A 17,111-nucleotide genomic window follows, 5' to 3' on the forward strand; every position below is an offset into this window, starting at 1 on the left:
CGTGCCGGATGTGACTTTTCGCCGGGCCGATCGCCCTGTCGCGGCGGGCCGCGGACACCTCATACTCCAGGACCTGATCGGCACACGGCCCGAGGAGCAGGGTGAACACAGCGGCGGCGGCAGGTACCTGGACGCTCGGAGATCTGGAGGTGAACCGTGTCGGCTACGGCGCGATGCGGCTGACCGGCAACGGAATGATGGGGAACTCCGACGGCGCGCCGATCGACCGTGCCGCCGCCGTCGCCCTGCTGCACCGCGCGTTCGAGCTGGGGGTCGACCACATCGACACGGCCGCCTTCTACTTCTCGCCGCTGCGGTCCGCGAACGAGCTGATCAACCGAGCCCTCACCGGCTGGCGCGGCGAGGTGGTCGTGGCGACCAAGGTCGGGCCCGGGCGCGACGCCGGTGGTGAGTGGCTGTCCATGGCGCGCCCCGACGAGCTGCGCGGCCAGGTCGAGGAGAATCTGCGCCAGCTCGGCCGGGACCAGCTGGATGTGGTGAACCTGCGCCGCAACGGCCCCGGCCTGGAGTCGATCGCCGAACACTTCGGCGCTCTGGCCGAGTTGCGCCGGGCGGGCCTGATCCGGCACCTCGGACTCTCGAACGTCCGCCCCGAGCATGTGGCCGAGGCCCTGGCGATCGCGCCCGTGGTCTGTGTGCAGAACTCCTACGGCCTGGACTGGCGCCGCGCCGACGAGAGCGGTCTGGTGGACCTGTGCGGGGAACGGGGCATCGCCTTCGTCCCGTTCTTCGCGGTCTCCGGGCTGCGCCGCGAGGCGGCCGCGGGGCAGGAGGGCGACGCACGGGTCCGTTCCGTCGCGCGCGCCCATGACGCCACGCCCGCCCAGGTGCGGCTCGCCTGGACCCTGCACCGCGGTCCGCATGTGCTGGCCATCCCCGGCACCACCGACCCGGCCCACCTCACGGAGAACATCGCCGCCGGAGCCCTGCGGCTGACCGAGGAGGATCTGGCCCTGCTCGACGCACCCGGTGAGAAGGCCGCAGAGGGCTAGCCCACCAGCAGCTGGAGTCCGCCCACCACCGTCGCCGCGATCACCAGCCGGTCGAAGAGCCGCTGGTTGATCCGGTGCACGGCCCAGCGGCCGAGCAGGGCGCCGGGGGCGACGAAGAGCACCAGCGTGGCGTCGAGGAGCAGGGAGCGGGTGTCGATCAGGCCGAGGGCGGCGCTGAAGGGGACCTTGGAGACGTTGACGATGAGGAAGAAGAAGGCCGAGGTGCCGAGGAAGCCCAGTTTCCGGAAGCCGGCCGAGAGGAGGTACATGGACATCACGGGGCCGCCCGCGTTGGCGACCATCGTGGTGAAGCCGCCGAGTACGCCGTAGGAGCGGGCCTTCAGGCGGCCGGCGGAGGTCGTCACCGCGTCCGGCGCCTCGTCCGCGCCCGCGCTCTCCCGGCGCCGGCGCCACAGGGTGACGCCGGTCATCAGCAGCAGGATCGCGCCGATCGAGGTCCGTACGATCCCGTCGTCGGCCCACATCAGGAACAGCGTGCCGATCACCACGCCGACCGCGACGGCCGGGAACAGCCGCCACAGGGTGGGCCAGTGGGCGTGCCGCCGGTAGGTGAGGACAGCGAGCACGTCCCCGGCGATCAGGAGGGGCAGCAGGACGCCGGTGGAGGCGCGGGCGGGCAGGATCGCCGCGAAGACGGCGAGGCTGATCGTGTTGGCGCCGCTCACCGCGGTCTTGGAGAAGCCCACGAGCAGGGCCGCGAGGGCGAGGGCGGCGAACTCCCAGCCGGATATGTGCCAGAGCGTCATCATGTTCATGCGGGGACCGATGCTATGCGTGCGCATCGGTCCCGCACACGGGCCCCCCGTACCGTCAGCCCGCGTACCGCGTCCGCAGCTCCCGCTTGAGCACCTTCATGCTGGGGCCGAGCGGCAGTTCCTCGGCGAACTCCACGCGCCGCGGGTACTTGTGGCGGCCGAGGTGCTCCTTGGACCACTCGATGACGGCGGTGGCGTCGAGGTCGCCGCCGGGTGCCGGGACGACGATCGCGCAGACCTCCTCGCCGTGCAGCTCGTCGGGCAGGCCGATGACGGCGACCTGGGCGATGCCGGGGTGCCGTACCAGGACCTCCTCGACCTCGCGCGGGTAGACGTTGTAGCCGCCGCGGATGATGACGTCCTTCTTGCGGTCGACGATCGTCAGGAAGCCCTGCTCGTCCTTGGTGCCGAGGTCGCCGGTGCGGAACCAGCCGTCGACCAGGGCCTCGGCGGTGGCCTCCGGGCGGCCGAGGTAGCCGGAGAAGACGTTGTGGCCGCGGATGACGACCTCGCCCAGCTCGCCGGGCGGCAGCAGTTCGATCCGGCCCTCCACCTCGGCACGCGCGATCTCCGCGTCGACGCCCCACAGCGGATGGCCGATGGTGCCGGCCCTGGTGCCGAAGTCCGGCTGGTTGACGGTGGCCGTCGGCGAGGTCTCCGACAGGCCGTACCCCTCGTAGATCCGCGCGCCGAACGCGGCCTCGAAGCGTTCGAGGACGGCGACGGGCAGCGAGGCGCCGCCGGAGATGCACACCCGCAGCTCGGGCAGCACATCGGCGTCCGCGGCGGCCGCCGCGAGCGCGACGAACATGGTGGGCACGCCGTGGAAGGTGTTGATGTTCTCCTTCACCATCAGCTCGATCGCGCGGGCCGCGTCGAACCGGGGCAGCAGCACCAGCGTGGCGCCCGCCCGCCAGGTGGAGTTGAGCGAGACGGTCTGCCCGAACGCGTGGAAGAGGGGCAGCGCGCCGAGGGCGATGTCGTCGGGGCGGACGTCGTTGGCGTCGAAGGCGCAGACGGTCGCGTTCATCACCAGGTTGAAGTGGCTGAGCACGGCGCCCTTGGGGACGCCGGTGGTGCCGCTGGTGTAGAGGATCACGGCCGGGTCGTCGGCGGCCCGGGTGGCGTACGTCGCCGGCGGCTCGGCCGCGGCGGCGAGGGCGTCGAACTCCGCGCCCAGGGTGACCACGCGGACGCCGAGGGCGTCGGCCGCGGCGCGGCCCGCGACGGCCTGCGCCGGGTGGACGAGGAGCAGGGTGGCGCCGCTGTCCTTGAGGACGTGCTCGATCTCGCCCGGGGACAGCAGCAGATGGACGGGGACGACGACACCGCCGGCCGCGGCGACGGCGTAGTAGGCGAGCGGGAACTCCGTGGTGTTCGGGGCCATGAGGGCGACCCGGTCGCCCGGTCGTACGCCGAGGCCGGTGAGCGCGCCCGCCTGGGCCAGCGCCGCCTGCCAGGCGTCGCCGAAGCTCAGCCGCCGCTCCCCTTCCACGAGTGCGGTCTTGGCGGGGCGGCGCCTGGCGTTCTCGGCCAGGATGGCGGCGACGGACAGGGTTGCCATGGAGTGCGGCTCCGTTTCCTTGCTGTGGCTCGGCGCGCCGAACCGGTCGTACGGTCGTTCCCTCCGCGGGAATCCCCCGTGGTCACCGGAGGGATTCCCGCGTCGGATGGTAGCTAGTGCCTCTCGACCAGCACCGCGCTGCCCTGGCCCACGCCCACGCACATGGTGGCGAGGCCGCGCTCGGCGCCGGTGCGGCGCATGCGGTGCAGCAGGGTGGTCAGGATGCGGGCGCCGGAGGAGCCGAGGGGGTGGCCGAGGGCGAGGGCGCCGCCGGTGGGGTTGATCAGGCCGGGGTCGATGCCGAGCTGGTCGACGCAGGCGAGGACCTGGGCGGCGAACGCCTCGTTGAACTCGGCCTCCTGGAGGTCGGCGACCTCCCACCCGGCCCGCGCGAGCACCTTGCGGGTGGCGGGCACCGGTCCGATGCCCATGACGTCGGGGTGGACGCCCGCGGAGGCACCGGCGACATACCGGCCGAGGGACTCCAGGCCCAGTTCGCCGAGGGCCTCCTCGCTGACCAGGAGCAGACCCGCGGCGCCGTCGTTCATCGGCGAGGTGTTGCCCGCGGTGACCGTGCCGCCCGCGCGGTAGACCGGCTTGAGGCGGGCCAGCTTCTCCAGGGAGGTGTCCTCGCGGATGCACTCGTCCTGCTCGACCACGATGCCGTCGGGGCGTTCGACGGGCAGGATCTCGTCCGCGAACAGGCCGTTCTTGCGGGCGGCGGCGGCGAGTTGATGGCTGCGCAGTGCGAACTCGTCCTGCCGCTCACGGGAGATGCCGTGCCGGGTGGCGACCTCCTCGGCGGTCTCGCCCATGGCGAGCACGCCGTGCAGGTCCTTCATGGCGGGGTTGGTCAGACGCCAGCCGAGCCGGGTGTCGAAGGTCTCCATGCGGTGCGGCAGGGCCTCGTCGGGGCGGGGCAGCACGAAGGGGGCGCGGCTCATGGACTCGGAGCCGCCGGCGATCACGATGTCGGCCTCGCCCGCGGCGATGGTGCGGGCGGCCGTGGTGACGGCTTCGAGGCCGGAGGCGCACAGCCGGTTGACGGTGGCGCCGGGCACGGACTCGGGCAGGCCCGCGAGCAGGGCGGCCATCCGGGCGACGTTGCGATTGTCCTCGCCCGCCTGGTTGGCGGCGCCCCAGTAGACGTCGTCGATGCGGGCGGGGTCGAGCGTGGGCACCTCGGCGACCAGTTGGCGGATCACGGCCGCCGCAAGATCGTCGGGCCGGACGGACGAGAGGGCGCCACGCAGCTTGCCGATGGGGGTACGGCGGGCTGCCGCGAAGTGGACGGGACGCACGGCTTCGACTCCTGACCTACGACGGTGTGGATCAGACGGTGTGGATCAGCGGACCGGAACAGCTCTTAATTAGCACTGCTAGTTTTGGACTATAGACCCGGGAGCGCCCCCCTGGGAAGATCCTCCCGAACCGTACCGAGCCAGTTGGAGGAGAGATGCCCCACGTTCGCGCGCATGTCGTCGACGGCACCCGCGGCGAACTCGCCGTCCGCGAGTGGGAGCATCCCGCGCCCCGCTTCCTCGCCCTGCTGGTGCACGGGTACGGCGAGCACGCGGGCCGGTACGACGGGCTCGCCGCCGTCCTCACCGGGCACGGTGCCGCCGGGTACGCACCCGACCACATGGGGCACGGGCGCTCGGCCGGTGAGCGGGTGCTGATCGAGGACTTCGAGGACGTGGTCGCCGATGTGCGCGCCGTGGCCGATCTCGCCCGTGCCGCGCATCCGGGGCTGCCGCTGGTCCTGGTCGGCCACTCCATGGGCGGGCTGATCGCGGCCCGCTACGCGCAGCTGCACCGCCCGGAGCTCGCCGCGCTGATCCTGTCCGGGCCGGTGATCGGCGCCTGGGAGCTGCCGGGGCGGCTGCTGGCGCTGCCGGAGATCCCGGACACGCCGATCAGTCCGGGCGCGCTCTCCCGCGATCCGGCGGTGGGCGCCGCGTACGCCGCCGATCCGCTGGTCTGGCACGGGCCGATGAAGCGGCCCACCCTCCAGGCGTTCACACGGACCCTGGACGCCGTCGCCGCGGGCGGTGACGTGGCCGGGCTGCCGGTGCTGTGGCTGCACGGGGACGACGACCGGCTGGTGCCGCTGACCGGGAGCCGCCCCGGTGTCGAGCGGCTCGCCGGCGGCGATCTCATCGGCGGCGACCTCACCGAGCGGATCTTCCCCGGGGCGCGGCACGAAGTGTTCCACGAGACGGTGAAGGAGGAGGCGTTCGCGGAGGTGACGCGGTTCTTGGACCGGGTGCTCGCCCGCTGAGGCCACACCCCCGCCGGGACCCGGCACCGGCCCGCTGAGCAGGGCTGTTTGCGCCCCCGAACACGGGGCACCCGCCCTTTCGGACGAGATCGTACGTCGCTCGCACAAGGCGTACGACGCTGATGAAAGGGGACGTAGGCACCATGACCGTGGTGAAGAGCACGCTGCCCGAGAAGGCCCTCGGCGTCACCGCGCCCGCGCTCCAGGACACCCTGGTGGATCTGCTGGGTCTGTCGCTGGTCGGGAAGCAGGCGCACTGGAACATCGTGGGTCCCCGGTTCCGCTCGATCCACCTCCAGCTGGACGAGGTGGTGGCGACGGCCCGTGCCCACTCCGACACGGTCGCCGAGCGTGCCGCCGCGCTGGGCGTCTCGCCGGACGGCCGGCCCGAGACGATCGCGGCGACCTTCGCGCTGCCCGGCGCCAAGGACGGCTGGCTGCGGGACACCGAGGTGGTCGAGCTGATGGTCTCGGCCCTGGAGGCGGCCATCGGACGGCTGCGCGAGCGGATCACGGCCACCGAGAAGGCCGATCCGGTGACGCAGGACCTGCTGATCACCATCACCGCCGACCTGGAGAAGGAGCGGTGGATGTTCGCGGCGGAGAACCAGTCGCACTGACGCACTGACGCACTGACACCCGTCCCGGAGCGAAAGGGGAGCCCCATGGCCGACGCCCTGGAGACCGAGGCGCTGTGGGAGGACTTCCACCGCGTGGTGAACATGACGTCGGCGGAGCTCGCGGCCTGGCTCAGGGTCCGCGACGCCGACGAGCGGACGGAGCCGCTGCCCGACGAGGCGGGCAGCGCGACCGGCCGGCACGTCCTCGCGATCCTCCAGAAGCGCCGCACCGATCTCACCGACGACGACGTCCGCGTGATGTACAAGGTCGTCGACACCGTCGGTGACCTGGTGGACATGGCGGACGAGCCGGAACCGGAGCGGACCCCGGAGGACACCCGGCGGCGGCACCGGCTGATGACGCTGGGCCACGATCCGCTCAAGCCGTAGTGGCGGCAGGATACGGCGGCGAGCTGTTGGGCGAGCGCTGGAGCGGTGGTCTGCGCCGGCTGCACGAGGAGGCGGGCGGCGACACCGGGGAGCTGAAGCGGCTGCTTCAGGAGGAGCCGGGGGTCGGTCCGGCCGGCGCGGACATCTTTCTGCGCGAGGCGCAGCGCGTCTGGCCGGAAGTCGGCCCCTGTCTGGACGGCAAGGCCCTGGACGGCGCGGGCCGGCTCGGCCTGCCGAAGGACCCGGAGAAGCTGACCAGGCCGGCCGGGGACACCGAACCGGCCGTGCCGGCCGCCGCGTTGGTGCGGGCGGCGCTCGACAAGGACGTGGCCGAGGACTGCCTCCAGCGCGCCGCGTGATCGTGCCAGGCTGCTCTGCGTTCGTTTCGAGCGGAGGGCAGCACATGACGGGGACCGAGCCGATCACGCCGTACATCGACACCACACGGCCGCATCCGGCGCGGGTGTACGACTGGTTTCTCGGCGGCAAGGACAACTACCCCGTCGACGAGGCGCTGGGCCGTCGGATCGCGGCCATCGACGACGGCGCCCTGCGCGGGGCGCGCGCCAACCGGGCGTTCATGCGCCGGGCCACCCGGGCGCTGGCCGAGGACGGCATCACCCAGTTCCTGGACATCGGCACCGGCATACCCACCGAGCCCAATCTTCATCAGATCGCCCAGTCGGTGACGCCGGACGCGCGGGTGGTCTACGCCGACAACGATCCGATCGTGCTGGCCCACGCGGGCGCGCTGCTGCGCGGCACCCCCGAGGGCGTGACGGAGTACATCCAGGCCGACGCCCGGGAGCCCGGGTCCATCCTCGAACGGGCCGCCGCCGTATTGGACTTCGACCGCCCGGTCGCCCTCTCGCTGATCGCCCTGCTGCACTTCGTCGCCGACGAGGACGGCCCCCATGAGATGGTCGCGGCGCTCATGGACGCGCTGGCGCCGGGCAGTTGCCTGGTGCTGTCGATGATGACGGGCGACTTCGAACCGGAGAACGTGGCGAAGGGCATCGCCGCCTACGCCGCGGGCGGGGTGACCCTGGTCGCCCGCTCCCGGGACCAAGTGGGCGTCTTCTTCAAGGGACTTGAGCTGCTGGAGCCGGGTGTCGTGCCGGTCGCCGAGTGGCGTCCCGAACAGGCCCCGGACGGCGACCGGCCCATCTCCCTGTACGGCGCGGTGGCCCGCAAAACAGCGAGCTGAGCCACCGGGCCACCGGGCCACCGGGCCACCGACGGCTTACAGCCCGAGAACCCGGGAGATCGTCCGCAGGACACCGTTCTCGTCGTTGGACGGGGCCAGATGGCGGGCGCGCGCGATGACGTCCGGGTGGGCGTTGGACATGGCGAAGGACCACTGCGCCGCGTCCATCATCTCCAGGTCGTTGAGGTAGTCGCCGAAGACCATGGTCTGGGCCGGGGTGATGCCCAGGGTCCGCTGGAGGGCGCGCAGCGCGGCGCCCTTGTCGGCGGTGCGATTCATGACGTCCACCCAGTGCTCGCCGGAGACCACGACCTGGTGGGTGTCCGCGAAGGGGGCGAGCGCGGGGGCGGCGGAGCGTGCGGCGGAGTGGAAATCGAAGACCGCGACCTTGATGAAGTCGTCGTCCACCGCCGTGACGTCGTCGACGACGCGGTGCTCGACGTAGTAGCGGCGCACCTCGGCGAGGAACGCCTCGTCGCTCCGCTCCACATAGGCCGCCCGCTTGCCGCAGACCACGGCGCCCGCGTCACCGCCGGCCGCGTTCAGCCGCCGTACCGCCTGCGCGACCCCGGCCGCGGTCGCCCGCGCCAGCGGGTCGGAGCTGAGTTCGACGCCGTCGCGGACCACATAGGTGCCGTTCTCGGCGATGAAGACCATGCCCTCGGCGACCTCCGCGAACTGCCGGGCCAGCGTGGCGTACTGGCGGCCGCTCGCGGGGCTGAACAGCACCCCGCGCCCGCGCAGTTCGGCGAGCATCGGCCACAGGCCGGTTGGGATCCGCTTGTCGCTGTCCAGCAGGGTGCCGTCCATGTCGGTGACGATCAGCCGGATGTCCGCGGGGCCCGCCGGGAGGCCGGGCACATCGAGGAGGGGCATGGGTATGGCGGGCATGTCCTGCTTCCGGCCGGGGTCAGGGTACTCGTCCAGTGTCCCTCATGGGGGAGAACGTCCCCGAGCCACCCCGAACCGCCGACCGTGCGCGGTTCCCGGGACAGGGCGATCACCCGGCGGCACAATGACGGCGGGCACCCGCACGGAAGAGGGGCGAAAGACGTGACCGACGGTGACGCTGTGACCACCGGAGCGCGGCTGGACACATCCGTGGCGCACAACGCCCGGGTGTGGAACTACTGGATCGGCGGCCGCGACAACTACGAGGTCGACCAGCGGGTCGGCGAGCATGTCGCCGGGATGTTCCCGGTGATCCGGGAGGTGGCCCGCGCGGACCGGGAGTTCCTCGCGCGCGCGGTGCGCCACCTCGTGGCCGGGCAGGGCATACGGCAGTTCCTGGACGTGGGCACCGGTCTGCCGACCGTGGAGAACACCCATGAGATCGCGCAGCGCCTCGCCCCCGAGTCCCGGGTGGTGTACGTCGACAACGATCCGATCGTGCTGGTGCACGCCCGTTCGCTGCTCACCAGCTCCCCCGAGGGCGTCACGGACTACGTGGACGCCGATGTGCACGACCCCGACACCATCCTGCGGCGCGCCGCCGACACGCTCGATCTGGAGCGGCCGGTCGCGCTGATGCTGCTGGGCATCCTCAACTTCGTCCTGGACACCGGCGAGGCCCTCGACATCGTGCGGCGCCTGATGGCGGCGCTGCCCACCGGCAGCCATCTGGTGCTCACCCACCCCACCACCGACGCCGAGGTGGGCGGCGCGGGCAATGTCGCCGCGATGGAGTTCTGGAACGCCCACGCCACCCCGCCGATCACCGCCCGCAGCCGCGCCGAGATCGCCTCCTTCCTCCAGGACGCCGACGGCCTCGACCTGGTGGAGCCGGGCCTGGTGCCCTGCTCCCAGTGGCGCGCCGGGCCGGGCGCCGCGCCGGTCCCGCAGTTCGGCGCGGTCGCCGTGAAGCGCTGACACCGTGAAGGGCTGATCCAGTGAAGCGCTGGCACCGTGAAGCGCTGATGCCGTGAAGCGCCGACGCCCACGCGGCGGGCATCGGCGCGCCCCTCGGGAAGCGGACCCGAGGACACTCCCCCACCCGCACCGACCACCCCCACTGAACCGACCGCCCCCACCGGGCCCCGCCCGCAAAGGACACGTATGACCACTCTCGCCGATCCCGTGCCCGGCGGCCGTCCGGCCGATCTGCGGCGGGTCGCCGCCCTCACCACCGCACTGGCCGCGCAGGACGTGCGCGGCATCGTCCTCGCGTATGTGGACACGGCGGGCGTCACCCGGGTGAAGACCGTCCCCACGGCCCGGCTGGAGGCCGCCGTCTCCTGGGGCGTCGGGATGTCCCCGGTGTTCGACACCTTCCTGGCCGACGACTCGATCGTCAGCACCGATGTCCTCGGCTCCCCCGACGGCGACCTCCGGCTCTACCCCGACCTGGACCAGCTGGTGGCGCTGGCCGGGCAGCCCGGCTGGGCGTGGGCGCCGGTGGACCGGATCACCCAGGAGGGCGAGCGGCACCCCGGCTGCGCCCGCACCTTCCTGCGCCGCATGGTCACCGAGGCGGCCGAGCGGTACGGCCTCACCTTCAAGGCGGCGTTCGAGATCGAGTGGGCCCTCGGGCTCGGCTCCGCGCCCGCCGGGGAGTTCGTGCCCGCGGTGTCCGGACCGGCGTACGGCGCGATCCGCCAGGTGGAGCTGGGCGACTTCCTCGCCGATCTGCTGGCGGCGCTCGACGCCCAGGACGTGGATGTCGACCAGGTCCATCCCGAGTACGCGGCCGGGCAGTTCGAGCTGTCGGCGGGCGCCCTGGACCCGGTCGCGGCGGCCGACCGCAGTGTGCTGGTGCGCCAGACGATCCGGGCCCTCGCCCAGCGGCACGGGCTGCGGGTGTCGTTCTCGCCCGCGGTCCTCGCCGGGAGCGTCGGCAACGGCGGCCATGTGCATCTGTCCTGCTGGCGCGACGGCGTCAATCTGCACGCGGGCGGGGAGCGCCGGTACGGCCTGACGCCGGACGCGGAGTCCTTCGCGGCCGGGATCCTGGCCCGTCTGCCCGCGCTGACCGCGATCAACGCGCCCAGTCCGGCCAGCTATCTGCGGCTGCGGCCCTCCCAGTGGGCGGGCGTCTTCACCGCGTGGGGCCGCGAGACCCGGGAGGCGGCGCTGCGGCTGGTCACCGGCAGCGCGGGCCGGCAGCGGCAGGAGGCCAACCTGGAGGTGAAACCTGTCGACCTGGCCGCCAACCCCTATCTCACGCTCGGCTGTCTGATCGCCGCGGGACTCGACGGACTCGCGGGGCAGCGCCCGCTGCCCGAGGAGATCACCGGCGACCCGGCGCGCTACGACGCGGAGGCGGCGGCGAAGCTCGGCGTACGACGGCTGCCGACCACCCTGGCCGAGGCGGCGGGGGAGTTCCGCGCGGACGAGGTGCTGCGGGCCGCGCTCGGCCCGGTCCTCGCGGACGCGGTGAGCGCCGTACGGCTCGGTGAGGCGGCCGCCGCCGAGGGGCTGGACGACGAGCGGGTGGCGGCGGCCTACCGCTGGACGTACTGACCATGGCCGCCGCCGGGCCGGTCCACGAGGCGCTGGCCGCACTGGAGTTGGTGGACCACCACTGCCATGGCGCGACGATGACCGACCTGTCCTTCGAGGGGTTCGAGTCGCTGCTCACCGAGGGCGAGGCGTGGCCCGGCGTCTCGCCGTTCGACAGTCCGGTGGGCATCGCCGTACGACGGCACTGCGCTCCCCTGCTGGACCTGCCCCGGCACGCCCCGCCGGACGCGTATGTGGCCCGGCGTGCGGAGCTGGGGTGGCGGGAGGTGAACCGCCGTTTCCTGACGGCGGCCGGTGTCGGGACGTACTGCGTGGACACCGGCTACGCCCCGCAACCGCTCACCTCCCCCGCCGAGTTGGCGCAGGCGTCCGGCGCCGCCGCCTGCGAGGTCGTCCGTCTGGAGCACATCGCCGAGGAGGTGGCGGCGCGGGGTGTGGAGGCGGGCGAGTACGCGGCCGCCTTCCGCGCGGCGGCCGAGGAGGCGGTGCGGCGGCCGGGGGTGGTGGCGGTGAAGTCGGTGGCCGCCTATCGCACCGGGTTCGCCCTCGATCCGGAGCGGCCCTCGGACGCCGAGGTGACCCTGGCGGCGCGGCGCTGGCTCACCGCCGGCGGCCGCCTCGCGGACCCGGTCCTGGAACGGCAACTGCTGTGGACCGCCGTCGACCTGGGCCTGCCGCTCCAGCTGCACACCGGTTTCGGGGACGCGGACGTACGGCTGCACCGGGCCGATCCCGCGCTGCTCACCGACTGGCTGCACCGGATCGCCGGCACCGTCCCCGTGCTGCTGCTGCACTGCTGGCCCTATCACCGCCAGGCCGCCTATCTGGCCGCGGTGTTCGAGCGGGTGTACCTGGATGTGGGGCTCGCCCTGCATCAGACCGGCCCCACCCGGGCAGGGGTGGTGCTGGCCGAGGCCCTGGAGATCACCCCGTTCCGCAAACTGCTGTACAGCTCGGACGCCTACGGTGTGGCGGAGTTCCATCACCTGGGCGCCCTGTGTTTTCGTCAGGGCCTCGCCGAGTTGCTGCGACGTCGTGTGGAGGCCGATGAGTTGTCCCTGTCCGACGCCCTGCGGATCGCGTCCTGGACGGGCCGCGACAACGCCCGCCGGCTCTATGGACCGCCCGTATCCGAACCGGTCCGCGACCCCCGCGGCCGCCCCACCCGGAAAGTATGATCAAGCAATGTCTGACATGACCGATACCACGCCCGGCTGGCTGACCTCGGACGAGCTGGAGATGGCCAGGGCCCGGATGCCGATCCTGTACGTCGAGGCCGTGCCCGTGCGGGTCGACGACAGCGGCGAAGTCACCAGCATCGGACTGCTGTTGCGGATCGGCCCGGACGGAACGGTCAGCCGGACCCTGGTCTCCGGGCGGGTGCTGCACCACGAGCGGGTCCGCGACGCGCTGCTGCGCCATCTGGAGAAGGACCTCGGCCCGGTGGCCCTGCCCCGGATCCCGGCCTCGCTCCAGCCCTTCACCGTGGCCGAGTACTTCCCGACGGTGGGCATCACCCCGTACCACGACCCGCGCCAGCACGCGGTGTCGCTCGCCTATGTCGTCCCGGTCACCGGTGACTGCCGGCCCCGCCAGGACGCCCTGGACCTGGTCTGGTTCAGCCCCCAGGAGGCGGCCTCGGAGGTGCTGCAGAGCGAGATGCCGGGCGGTCACGGCGCGCTGCTGAAGCAGGCACTGGCCCACGTGGGCCTGGTGTTCTGACCCCCGGTCCGGTGCCGGGGCGGGCGAACCGCGCCCGGCACCGGATCCCGTCTCCTCCGTACCCCTGCCAGGTTTCTGCAAGGTCGCCGCAAGGCTTTCGTCCGGTGGGCCCGGGCAGAGCCTGGGCAACGGCCCGCAGGGGCACTCGCGAGAGACATCGGGGGTACATCGTGTCGGCATTGGGTTCTCAGGCCGATCCATCGGCCACCGGCAGGGAATGGCGGACTCTGGTCGGCCGCCGGACGGTCCTGACCGTCGCGCACACGATCACCTATGCGAAACGACTGGTCGACATCCTGTCGCTGGTCGACGACGACTTCCGCGTCCAGGTGGCGTTCACCGCGCCGCCGCACGTCTTCGGCGACGAGGTGCCGCGCTTCCTGGAGCGGCTCGGCTGTGCGGTGCTGCCGTGGGAGGAGGCGGTCCGGCTGCCCTTCGACGTGGCGGTGGCGGCGGGTCCGAAGGGCGTCGAACAGCTGTCGGCGCCGCTGATCACGCTGCCGCACGGCGCCGCGTATCTCAAACTCGTCCCGTCGGCCACCGAACCCGGGGTGGCCGGGCTGCGCCGTACGGACCTCGCGCCCGGCGGGAAGTTACCCGCGGCGCTGGTCATGCCGCACCACGCCGACCTCGCGGAACTGGCCCGCCAGTGCCCGGAGGCGGTGCCGCTCGCCCATGTCGTCGGGGATCCGGTGTACGACCGGATGTCCGTCAGCCTGCCGCTGCGCGAGCGCTACCGCGCGGCCCTCGGGCTGCGCGGGTCGCAGAAGCTGGTGGTGGTCGCGTCCACCTGGGGCGCGCGGTCCTCGTTCGGCCGGTTCGAGTCCCTGCTGCCCCGGCTGCTGTCCGAACTGCCCGGCGACGAGTACCGCTGCGTCGTCCTCGCCCACCCGAACGTGTGGTCGGGACACGGCGCCTGGCAGGTGCGGTCCTGGCTGCGGCGCTGCGCCCGGCTGGGCATCTCGCTGCTGCCGCCGGAGGCGGAGTGGCGCAGTGTGCTGATCGCCGCGGACTGGATCATCGGCGACCACGGCTCGGTCACCCTGTACGGGACACTCACCCCGGCACCGATCCTGCTCGCCTCCTCGCCCGCGGGGGACATCAACCCCGCCTCCCCGGCCGCCACCCTCGCCCTGACCGCGCCCGCGCTGTCGCCGGTGCATCCGCTGGCCGACCAACTCCGGTACGCGGCCGCCGAGTACCGGCGCGAGGAGTACACGGCGATCAGCGCGCGCATCACCTCGGAGCCGGGGCGCTTCCACCGCAATATGCGGCGGCTGCTGTACCGGACCCTCGGGCTCGGACAGCCCGCCCATCCACCGGTCGCGGCCCAGCTCCCGGCACCGGGGCCGCTGAGCGCCTGGCCGGCGGCGGGGCAGGAGGTGCCGGCATGAGCGGCCTGGTCGTCGTACGGCTGCTGTCCCCGCAGGGGGAGGCGGCCGGGCCCGGTCACTGGGTGGGGCCGGTGCTGCGGGTGCGCATGGGGGCGGCGCGGTCCGGTGGGGAGGTGATCGCCGAGGCCGGTCAGGTCCGGTCCGGGGCACGGGCGTTGCCGGAGGGTGACGAGCACTGCGCCGTGAACGCCGAGGCGGCCCCCGAGAACCGCCGGCTGGCCTGCGCCGATGTGCTGTACGGGGTACGGCCGCGGCCGCCGGCGGCGGCGGCACACTGGCTGACCGGGGTGGCGGCGCGCCATCCGTGGTGCGCGCTCGCCGCGGTGCCCCTGTCCGGGGGCGGCTGGCTGGCCCTCGCGGGCGCGGCCGCCGGTGAGCGGGGCGGCGGGCCGCGGGTCGTGGCGGAGGCCGTCGGTCCCGATCAGCCACTGCTGGCGTCCTGTCTGCACGCGTGGCTGGTCGGGGGCCGTTCGCTCGCCGAGCTGGCGTATGTACGGCCCCTGCGGCAGGCCGCCGCGGGTGGCCGTACGGCGGCGGGGGCGTGCGCTCACTCCAGGCGGCGCGCGTCGGCGGGGCTGGTGATCTCGTAGCGGGAGCGGGCCTCGGCGAAGTAGGCGCGGGCCTCCGTGTCGGCGCCCTGCTCCTGCGCGCCGTGCCCCAGCATCTCCAGGGTGCGGGCCTGCCAGTGCAGGGCGCCCGAGGCACGGAACACCTGCAGCGCCTCGGTCAACTCCGCCGTGCCCAGGGCGTGTTCGCCGCCCTGGGCATGGGCGCGGCCGAGGAAGGCCAGGGCCCGGTTCGCGTCGTGCGGGTCGGCCACCTCGATCAGGATCCGCCGGGCCTCCTCGAAGAGCGGGATCGCCGTGCCCGGGTCGCCTCGGCGCAGGGCGGTCTCGCCGAGCAGGATCCCGGCGAGCGCGACGCCCCGGCGATAGCCGCACTCCTGCCAGACCCGCACGGCGAGATCCAGCTGGCGCACGGCCTCCTCCAGCCGGCCGGCGGCCATGCGGCAGCTGCCGAGCCCGAGATGGGCCTGCCCCTCGTCTCGGACGTCACCGGCGGCGCGGGCGGCTTCCAGGGACCGGGTGTACCAGTCGGCGGCCTCTTCGACACGGCCCGCGGCGGACAGGCCGATGGCGCCCGAGTTGAGCATCTGGCGTTCGGCCTCGGCGTGTCCGTCGGCGCGGGCGGCCGCCAGGCCGATGGTGTGCGCCTCGGCCCACAGGTCGTAGTAGCGCAGCCGGAGGAACAACGGCCACATGGCGTCGACCAGTTGCCAGGCGGTGGCGTGCCAGCCCCGTCCGGCGGCGGCGCGCAGCAGGGCCATGAGGTGGTGGCGGTGGGCGTCGAGCCAGTCCAGTGCCCCCTTCTCCGCCGTGAACGGCGCGGGCAGCGGGGACGGGTGGGCGTAGGTTCTCGGGAGGGTGAACTGGGCGGGGGTGATGAGCTGTTCGGCGGCGGTGGTCGTGCGCAGATACCAGTCGGCGACGCGTCGTAGCGCCTCGGTCCGGGCGTCCTCGCTGTCGTGGGTCTCGGCGCAGGAGCGGGCGTGGACCCGGACGAGATCGTGGAAGCGGAAGGTGTCGGGGCCGATGTCCTCGACCAGGTTGGCCTCGATCAGTTCGTCGAGCCGGCGTTCCGCCCACTGCTCGCTCTCGGCGGAGCCGGCCGCCGCGGTGCGGGTGTCGAAGGTGGGCACGGGGAGCGTGCCCAGCGTGCGGTAGAGACGGGCGGCCCGCGGGTCCAGCACCGCGTACGACGCGTCCAGTGCCTTGCTCACCGTGATCTCCCCTTCCACTTCCAGTGCGGCCAGCCGGTCGGCGTCCGGCGCGAGGGAATCCGCCAGGGCGGCGATGGGCTGCCGGGGGCGGGCGGCGAGCCGGGCCGCCGCCAGGCACACCGCCAGGGGGACCCCGGCGCACAGCTCCACGACCTGTTCCACGGCGCCGCGTTCGCCCGCCACGCGGTCCGCGCCGACGCCGCGGGTGAGCAGTTCGAGACCGGCGGCGGGATCGAGCGCGTCAAGGCGGAAGAACGCGGCTCCGTCCAGGCGCAGTCCGGTCAGCCGCTGCCGGCTGGTCACGACCACGAGGGCGCCGGAGCCGCCGGGCAGCAACGGCCGGATCTGTGCCGCGGTGAAGGCGCTGTCCAGCATGACGGCGACCCGGAGCCGCGCCGTCACCGTCCGCCACAGCGAGGCCTGTTCGGCCAGTCCGGCGGGTGGGGCGGCGATCCCGAGGGCCCGCAGGAACTGTCCGAGCACCTCGGCCGGGTCCGCAGGTCCCTCGGCGGCGTGGCCGTACAGGTCGGCGTACAACTGGCCGTCGGGGAAGGCCGCTTCGTGGGTGCGCAGCCAGCGGGAGACCAGCGCGGTCTTGCCGATCCCGGCCGGGCCGTTGACCACGATCAGCGGGGGCCCGGTCCCCGGGTCGTCCGCGCTGGTCAACAGGTCGTTGAGTTCCGCGAGTTCATCGGCCCGGTCGGTGAAGTGATGTGGCACGGGGAGGAGTTGCCGGGGCACCGGCAGGGGCGCCTTCGCCGGCATGTGCACATGGACGTCTCGGGCCTGGACCACCGGTCCCGAGAAGGTGCCGCTCGCGATGCTGTTGCCGACCCCGCCGTCCCGGCCGCCGTCTTCCGTCGCTCCCATCCGTTTCTCCCCCGCCCGTTGTCATATTCATCTGT

16 protein-coding genes and 1 pseudogene are annotated in these 17,111 nt (G+C 73.2%); 12 read left to right on the forward strand and 5 right to left on the reverse strand.

What is annotated here, in order from left to right; translation table 11 throughout:
- Positions 1–101 precede the first annotated feature (101 nt).
- A complete protein-coding gene (locus AB0N90_RS30195) occupies positions 102–1,013 on the forward strand; it encodes an oxidoreductase (protein ID WP_365202005.1) in 912 nt (303 codons plus the stop codon).
- On the opposite strand, the gene AB0N90_RS30200 is transcribed toward AB0N90_RS30195, so the two are convergent.
- The 3 genes from AB0N90_RS30200 to AB0N90_RS30210 all read right to left on the reverse strand — a co-directional run bounded on the left by AB0N90_RS30200 (position 1,010) and on the right by AB0N90_RS30210 (position 4,654).
- Positions 1,010–1,789 carry a sulfite exporter TauE/SafE family protein gene (locus AB0N90_RS30200; protein ID WP_365202007.1) on the reverse strand — a complete coding sequence of 260 codons (780 nt, stop codon included), beginning with the start codon at positions 1,787–1,789 and terminating at the stop codon, positions 1,010–1,012. The two genes, AB0N90_RS30195 and AB0N90_RS30200, sit on opposite strands and share 4 nt — an antisense overlap.
- Before the next feature lie 55 nt (positions 1,790–1,844).
- On the reverse strand, positions 1,845–3,353 hold the full coding sequence (locus tag AB0N90_RS30205; RefSeq protein ID WP_365202008.1) for a long-chain fatty acid--CoA ligase: 1,509 nt from the start codon (positions 3,351–3,353) through the stop codon (positions 1,845–1,847).
- Positions 3,354–3,466: 113 nt separating this feature from the next.
- Positions 3,467–4,654 (reverse strand): thiolase family protein, encoded by a 1,188-nt coding sequence (locus AB0N90_RS30210; protein WP_365202010.1) that lies wholly within the window; start codon positions 4,652–4,654, stop codon positions 3,467–3,469.
- Positions 4,655–4,809: 155 nt separating this feature from the next.
- Here AB0N90_RS30210 and AB0N90_RS30215 point away from each other — a divergent pair, with 155 nt between their 5' ends.
- From AB0N90_RS30215 to AB0N90_RS30235, 5 genes and pseudogenes are all read left to right on the forward strand, one after another.
- Positions 4,810–5,634 carry a lysophospholipase gene (locus AB0N90_RS30215; protein ID WP_365202012.1) on the forward strand — a complete coding sequence of 275 codons (825 nt, stop codon included), beginning with the start codon at positions 4,810–4,812 and terminating at the stop codon, positions 5,632–5,634.
- 143 nt (positions 5,635–5,777) lie between these two features.
- Positions 5,778–6,254, forward strand: coding sequence for a DNA starvation/stationary phase protection protein (locus AB0N90_RS30220; protein WP_365202105.1), 477 nt, complete (start codon positions 5,778–5,780; stop codon positions 6,252–6,254).
- Between the two features lie 45 nt (positions 6,255–6,299).
- Positions 6,300–6,644 (forward strand): DUF3140 domain-containing protein, encoded by a 345-nt coding sequence (locus AB0N90_RS30225; RefSeq protein ID WP_361675953.1) that lies wholly within the window; start codon positions 6,300–6,302, stop codon positions 6,642–6,644.
- Between the two features lie 20 nt (positions 6,645–6,664).
- A pseudogene (locus tag AB0N90_RS30230) lies at positions 6,665–7,003 on the forward strand (endonuclease); the annotation flags it as partial.
- 44 nt (positions 7,004–7,047) lie between these two features.
- Positions 7,048–7,851, forward strand: a complete 804-nt coding sequence (locus tag AB0N90_RS30235) for an SAM-dependent methyltransferase (RefSeq protein ID WP_365202013.1) — start codon at positions 7,048–7,050, stop codon at positions 7,849–7,851.
- A 36-nt stretch (positions 7,852–7,887) separates the two neighbouring features.
- Here the strand turns inward: AB0N90_RS30235 and AB0N90_RS30240 are convergent, their stop codons facing one another.
- The gene (locus tag AB0N90_RS30240; protein ID WP_365202015.1) at positions 7,888–8,742 is read right to left on the reverse strand and encodes a Cof-type HAD-IIB family hydrolase; all 855 of its coding nucleotides are present in this window, start codon (positions 8,740–8,742) and stop codon (positions 7,888–7,890) included.
- 162 nt (positions 8,743–8,904) lie between these two features.
- Between AB0N90_RS30240 and AB0N90_RS30245 the strand changes: the two genes are divergently transcribed.
- The 6 genes from AB0N90_RS30245 (at position 8,905) to AB0N90_RS30270 (ending at position 15,016) form a co-directional block, all read left to right on the forward strand.
- Positions 8,905–9,720, forward strand: a complete 816-nt coding sequence (locus AB0N90_RS30245) for an SAM-dependent methyltransferase (protein WP_365202017.1) — start codon at positions 8,905–8,907, stop codon at positions 9,718–9,720.
- Between the two features lie 186 nt (positions 9,721–9,906).
- Positions 9,907–11,310 (forward strand): glutamine synthetase family protein, encoded by a 1,404-nt coding sequence (locus AB0N90_RS30250; protein ID WP_365202019.1) that lies wholly within the window; start codon positions 9,907–9,909, stop codon positions 11,308–11,310.
- A gap of 2 nt (positions 11,311–11,312) precedes the next feature.
- Positions 11,313–12,488 carry an amidohydrolase family protein gene (locus tag AB0N90_RS30255; protein ID WP_365202020.1) on the forward strand — a complete coding sequence of 392 codons (1,176 nt, stop codon included), beginning with the start codon at positions 11,313–11,315 and terminating at the stop codon, positions 12,486–12,488.
- A 16-nt stretch (positions 12,489–12,504) separates the two neighbouring features.
- On the forward strand, positions 12,505–13,032 hold the full coding sequence (locus tag AB0N90_RS30260; RefSeq protein ID WP_037657374.1) for an NUDIX hydrolase family protein: 528 nt from the start codon (positions 12,505–12,507) through the stop codon (positions 13,030–13,032).
- A gap of 170 nt (positions 13,033–13,202) precedes the next feature.
- Entirely contained in the window at positions 13,203–14,426 is a 1,224-nt protein-coding gene (locus tag AB0N90_RS30265; RefSeq protein WP_365202022.1) for a hypothetical protein, read from the forward strand.
- Positions 14,423–15,016, forward strand: a complete 594-nt coding sequence (locus tag AB0N90_RS30270; protein ID WP_365202024.1) for a hypothetical protein — start codon at positions 14,423–14,425, stop codon at positions 15,014–15,016. The genes AB0N90_RS30265 and AB0N90_RS30270 overlap by 4 nt, the downstream gene beginning before the upstream one ends.
- Here the strand turns inward: AB0N90_RS30270 and AB0N90_RS30275 are convergent.
- Complete coding sequence (locus tag AB0N90_RS30275; protein WP_365202026.1) at positions 14,974–17,076, reverse strand: tetratricopeptide repeat protein; 2,103 nt, start codon at positions 17,074–17,076, stop codon at positions 14,974–14,976. The genes AB0N90_RS30270 and AB0N90_RS30275 overlap by 43 nt on opposite strands.
- Between the last annotated feature and the right edge of the window lie 35 nt (positions 17,077–17,111).

Origin of the sequence: Streptomyces sp. NPDC093018, assembly GCF_040684035.1 — a bacterium.
GTDB lineage: Bacteria > Actinomycetota > Actinomycetes > Streptomycetales > Streptomycetaceae > Streptomyces > Streptomyces murinus.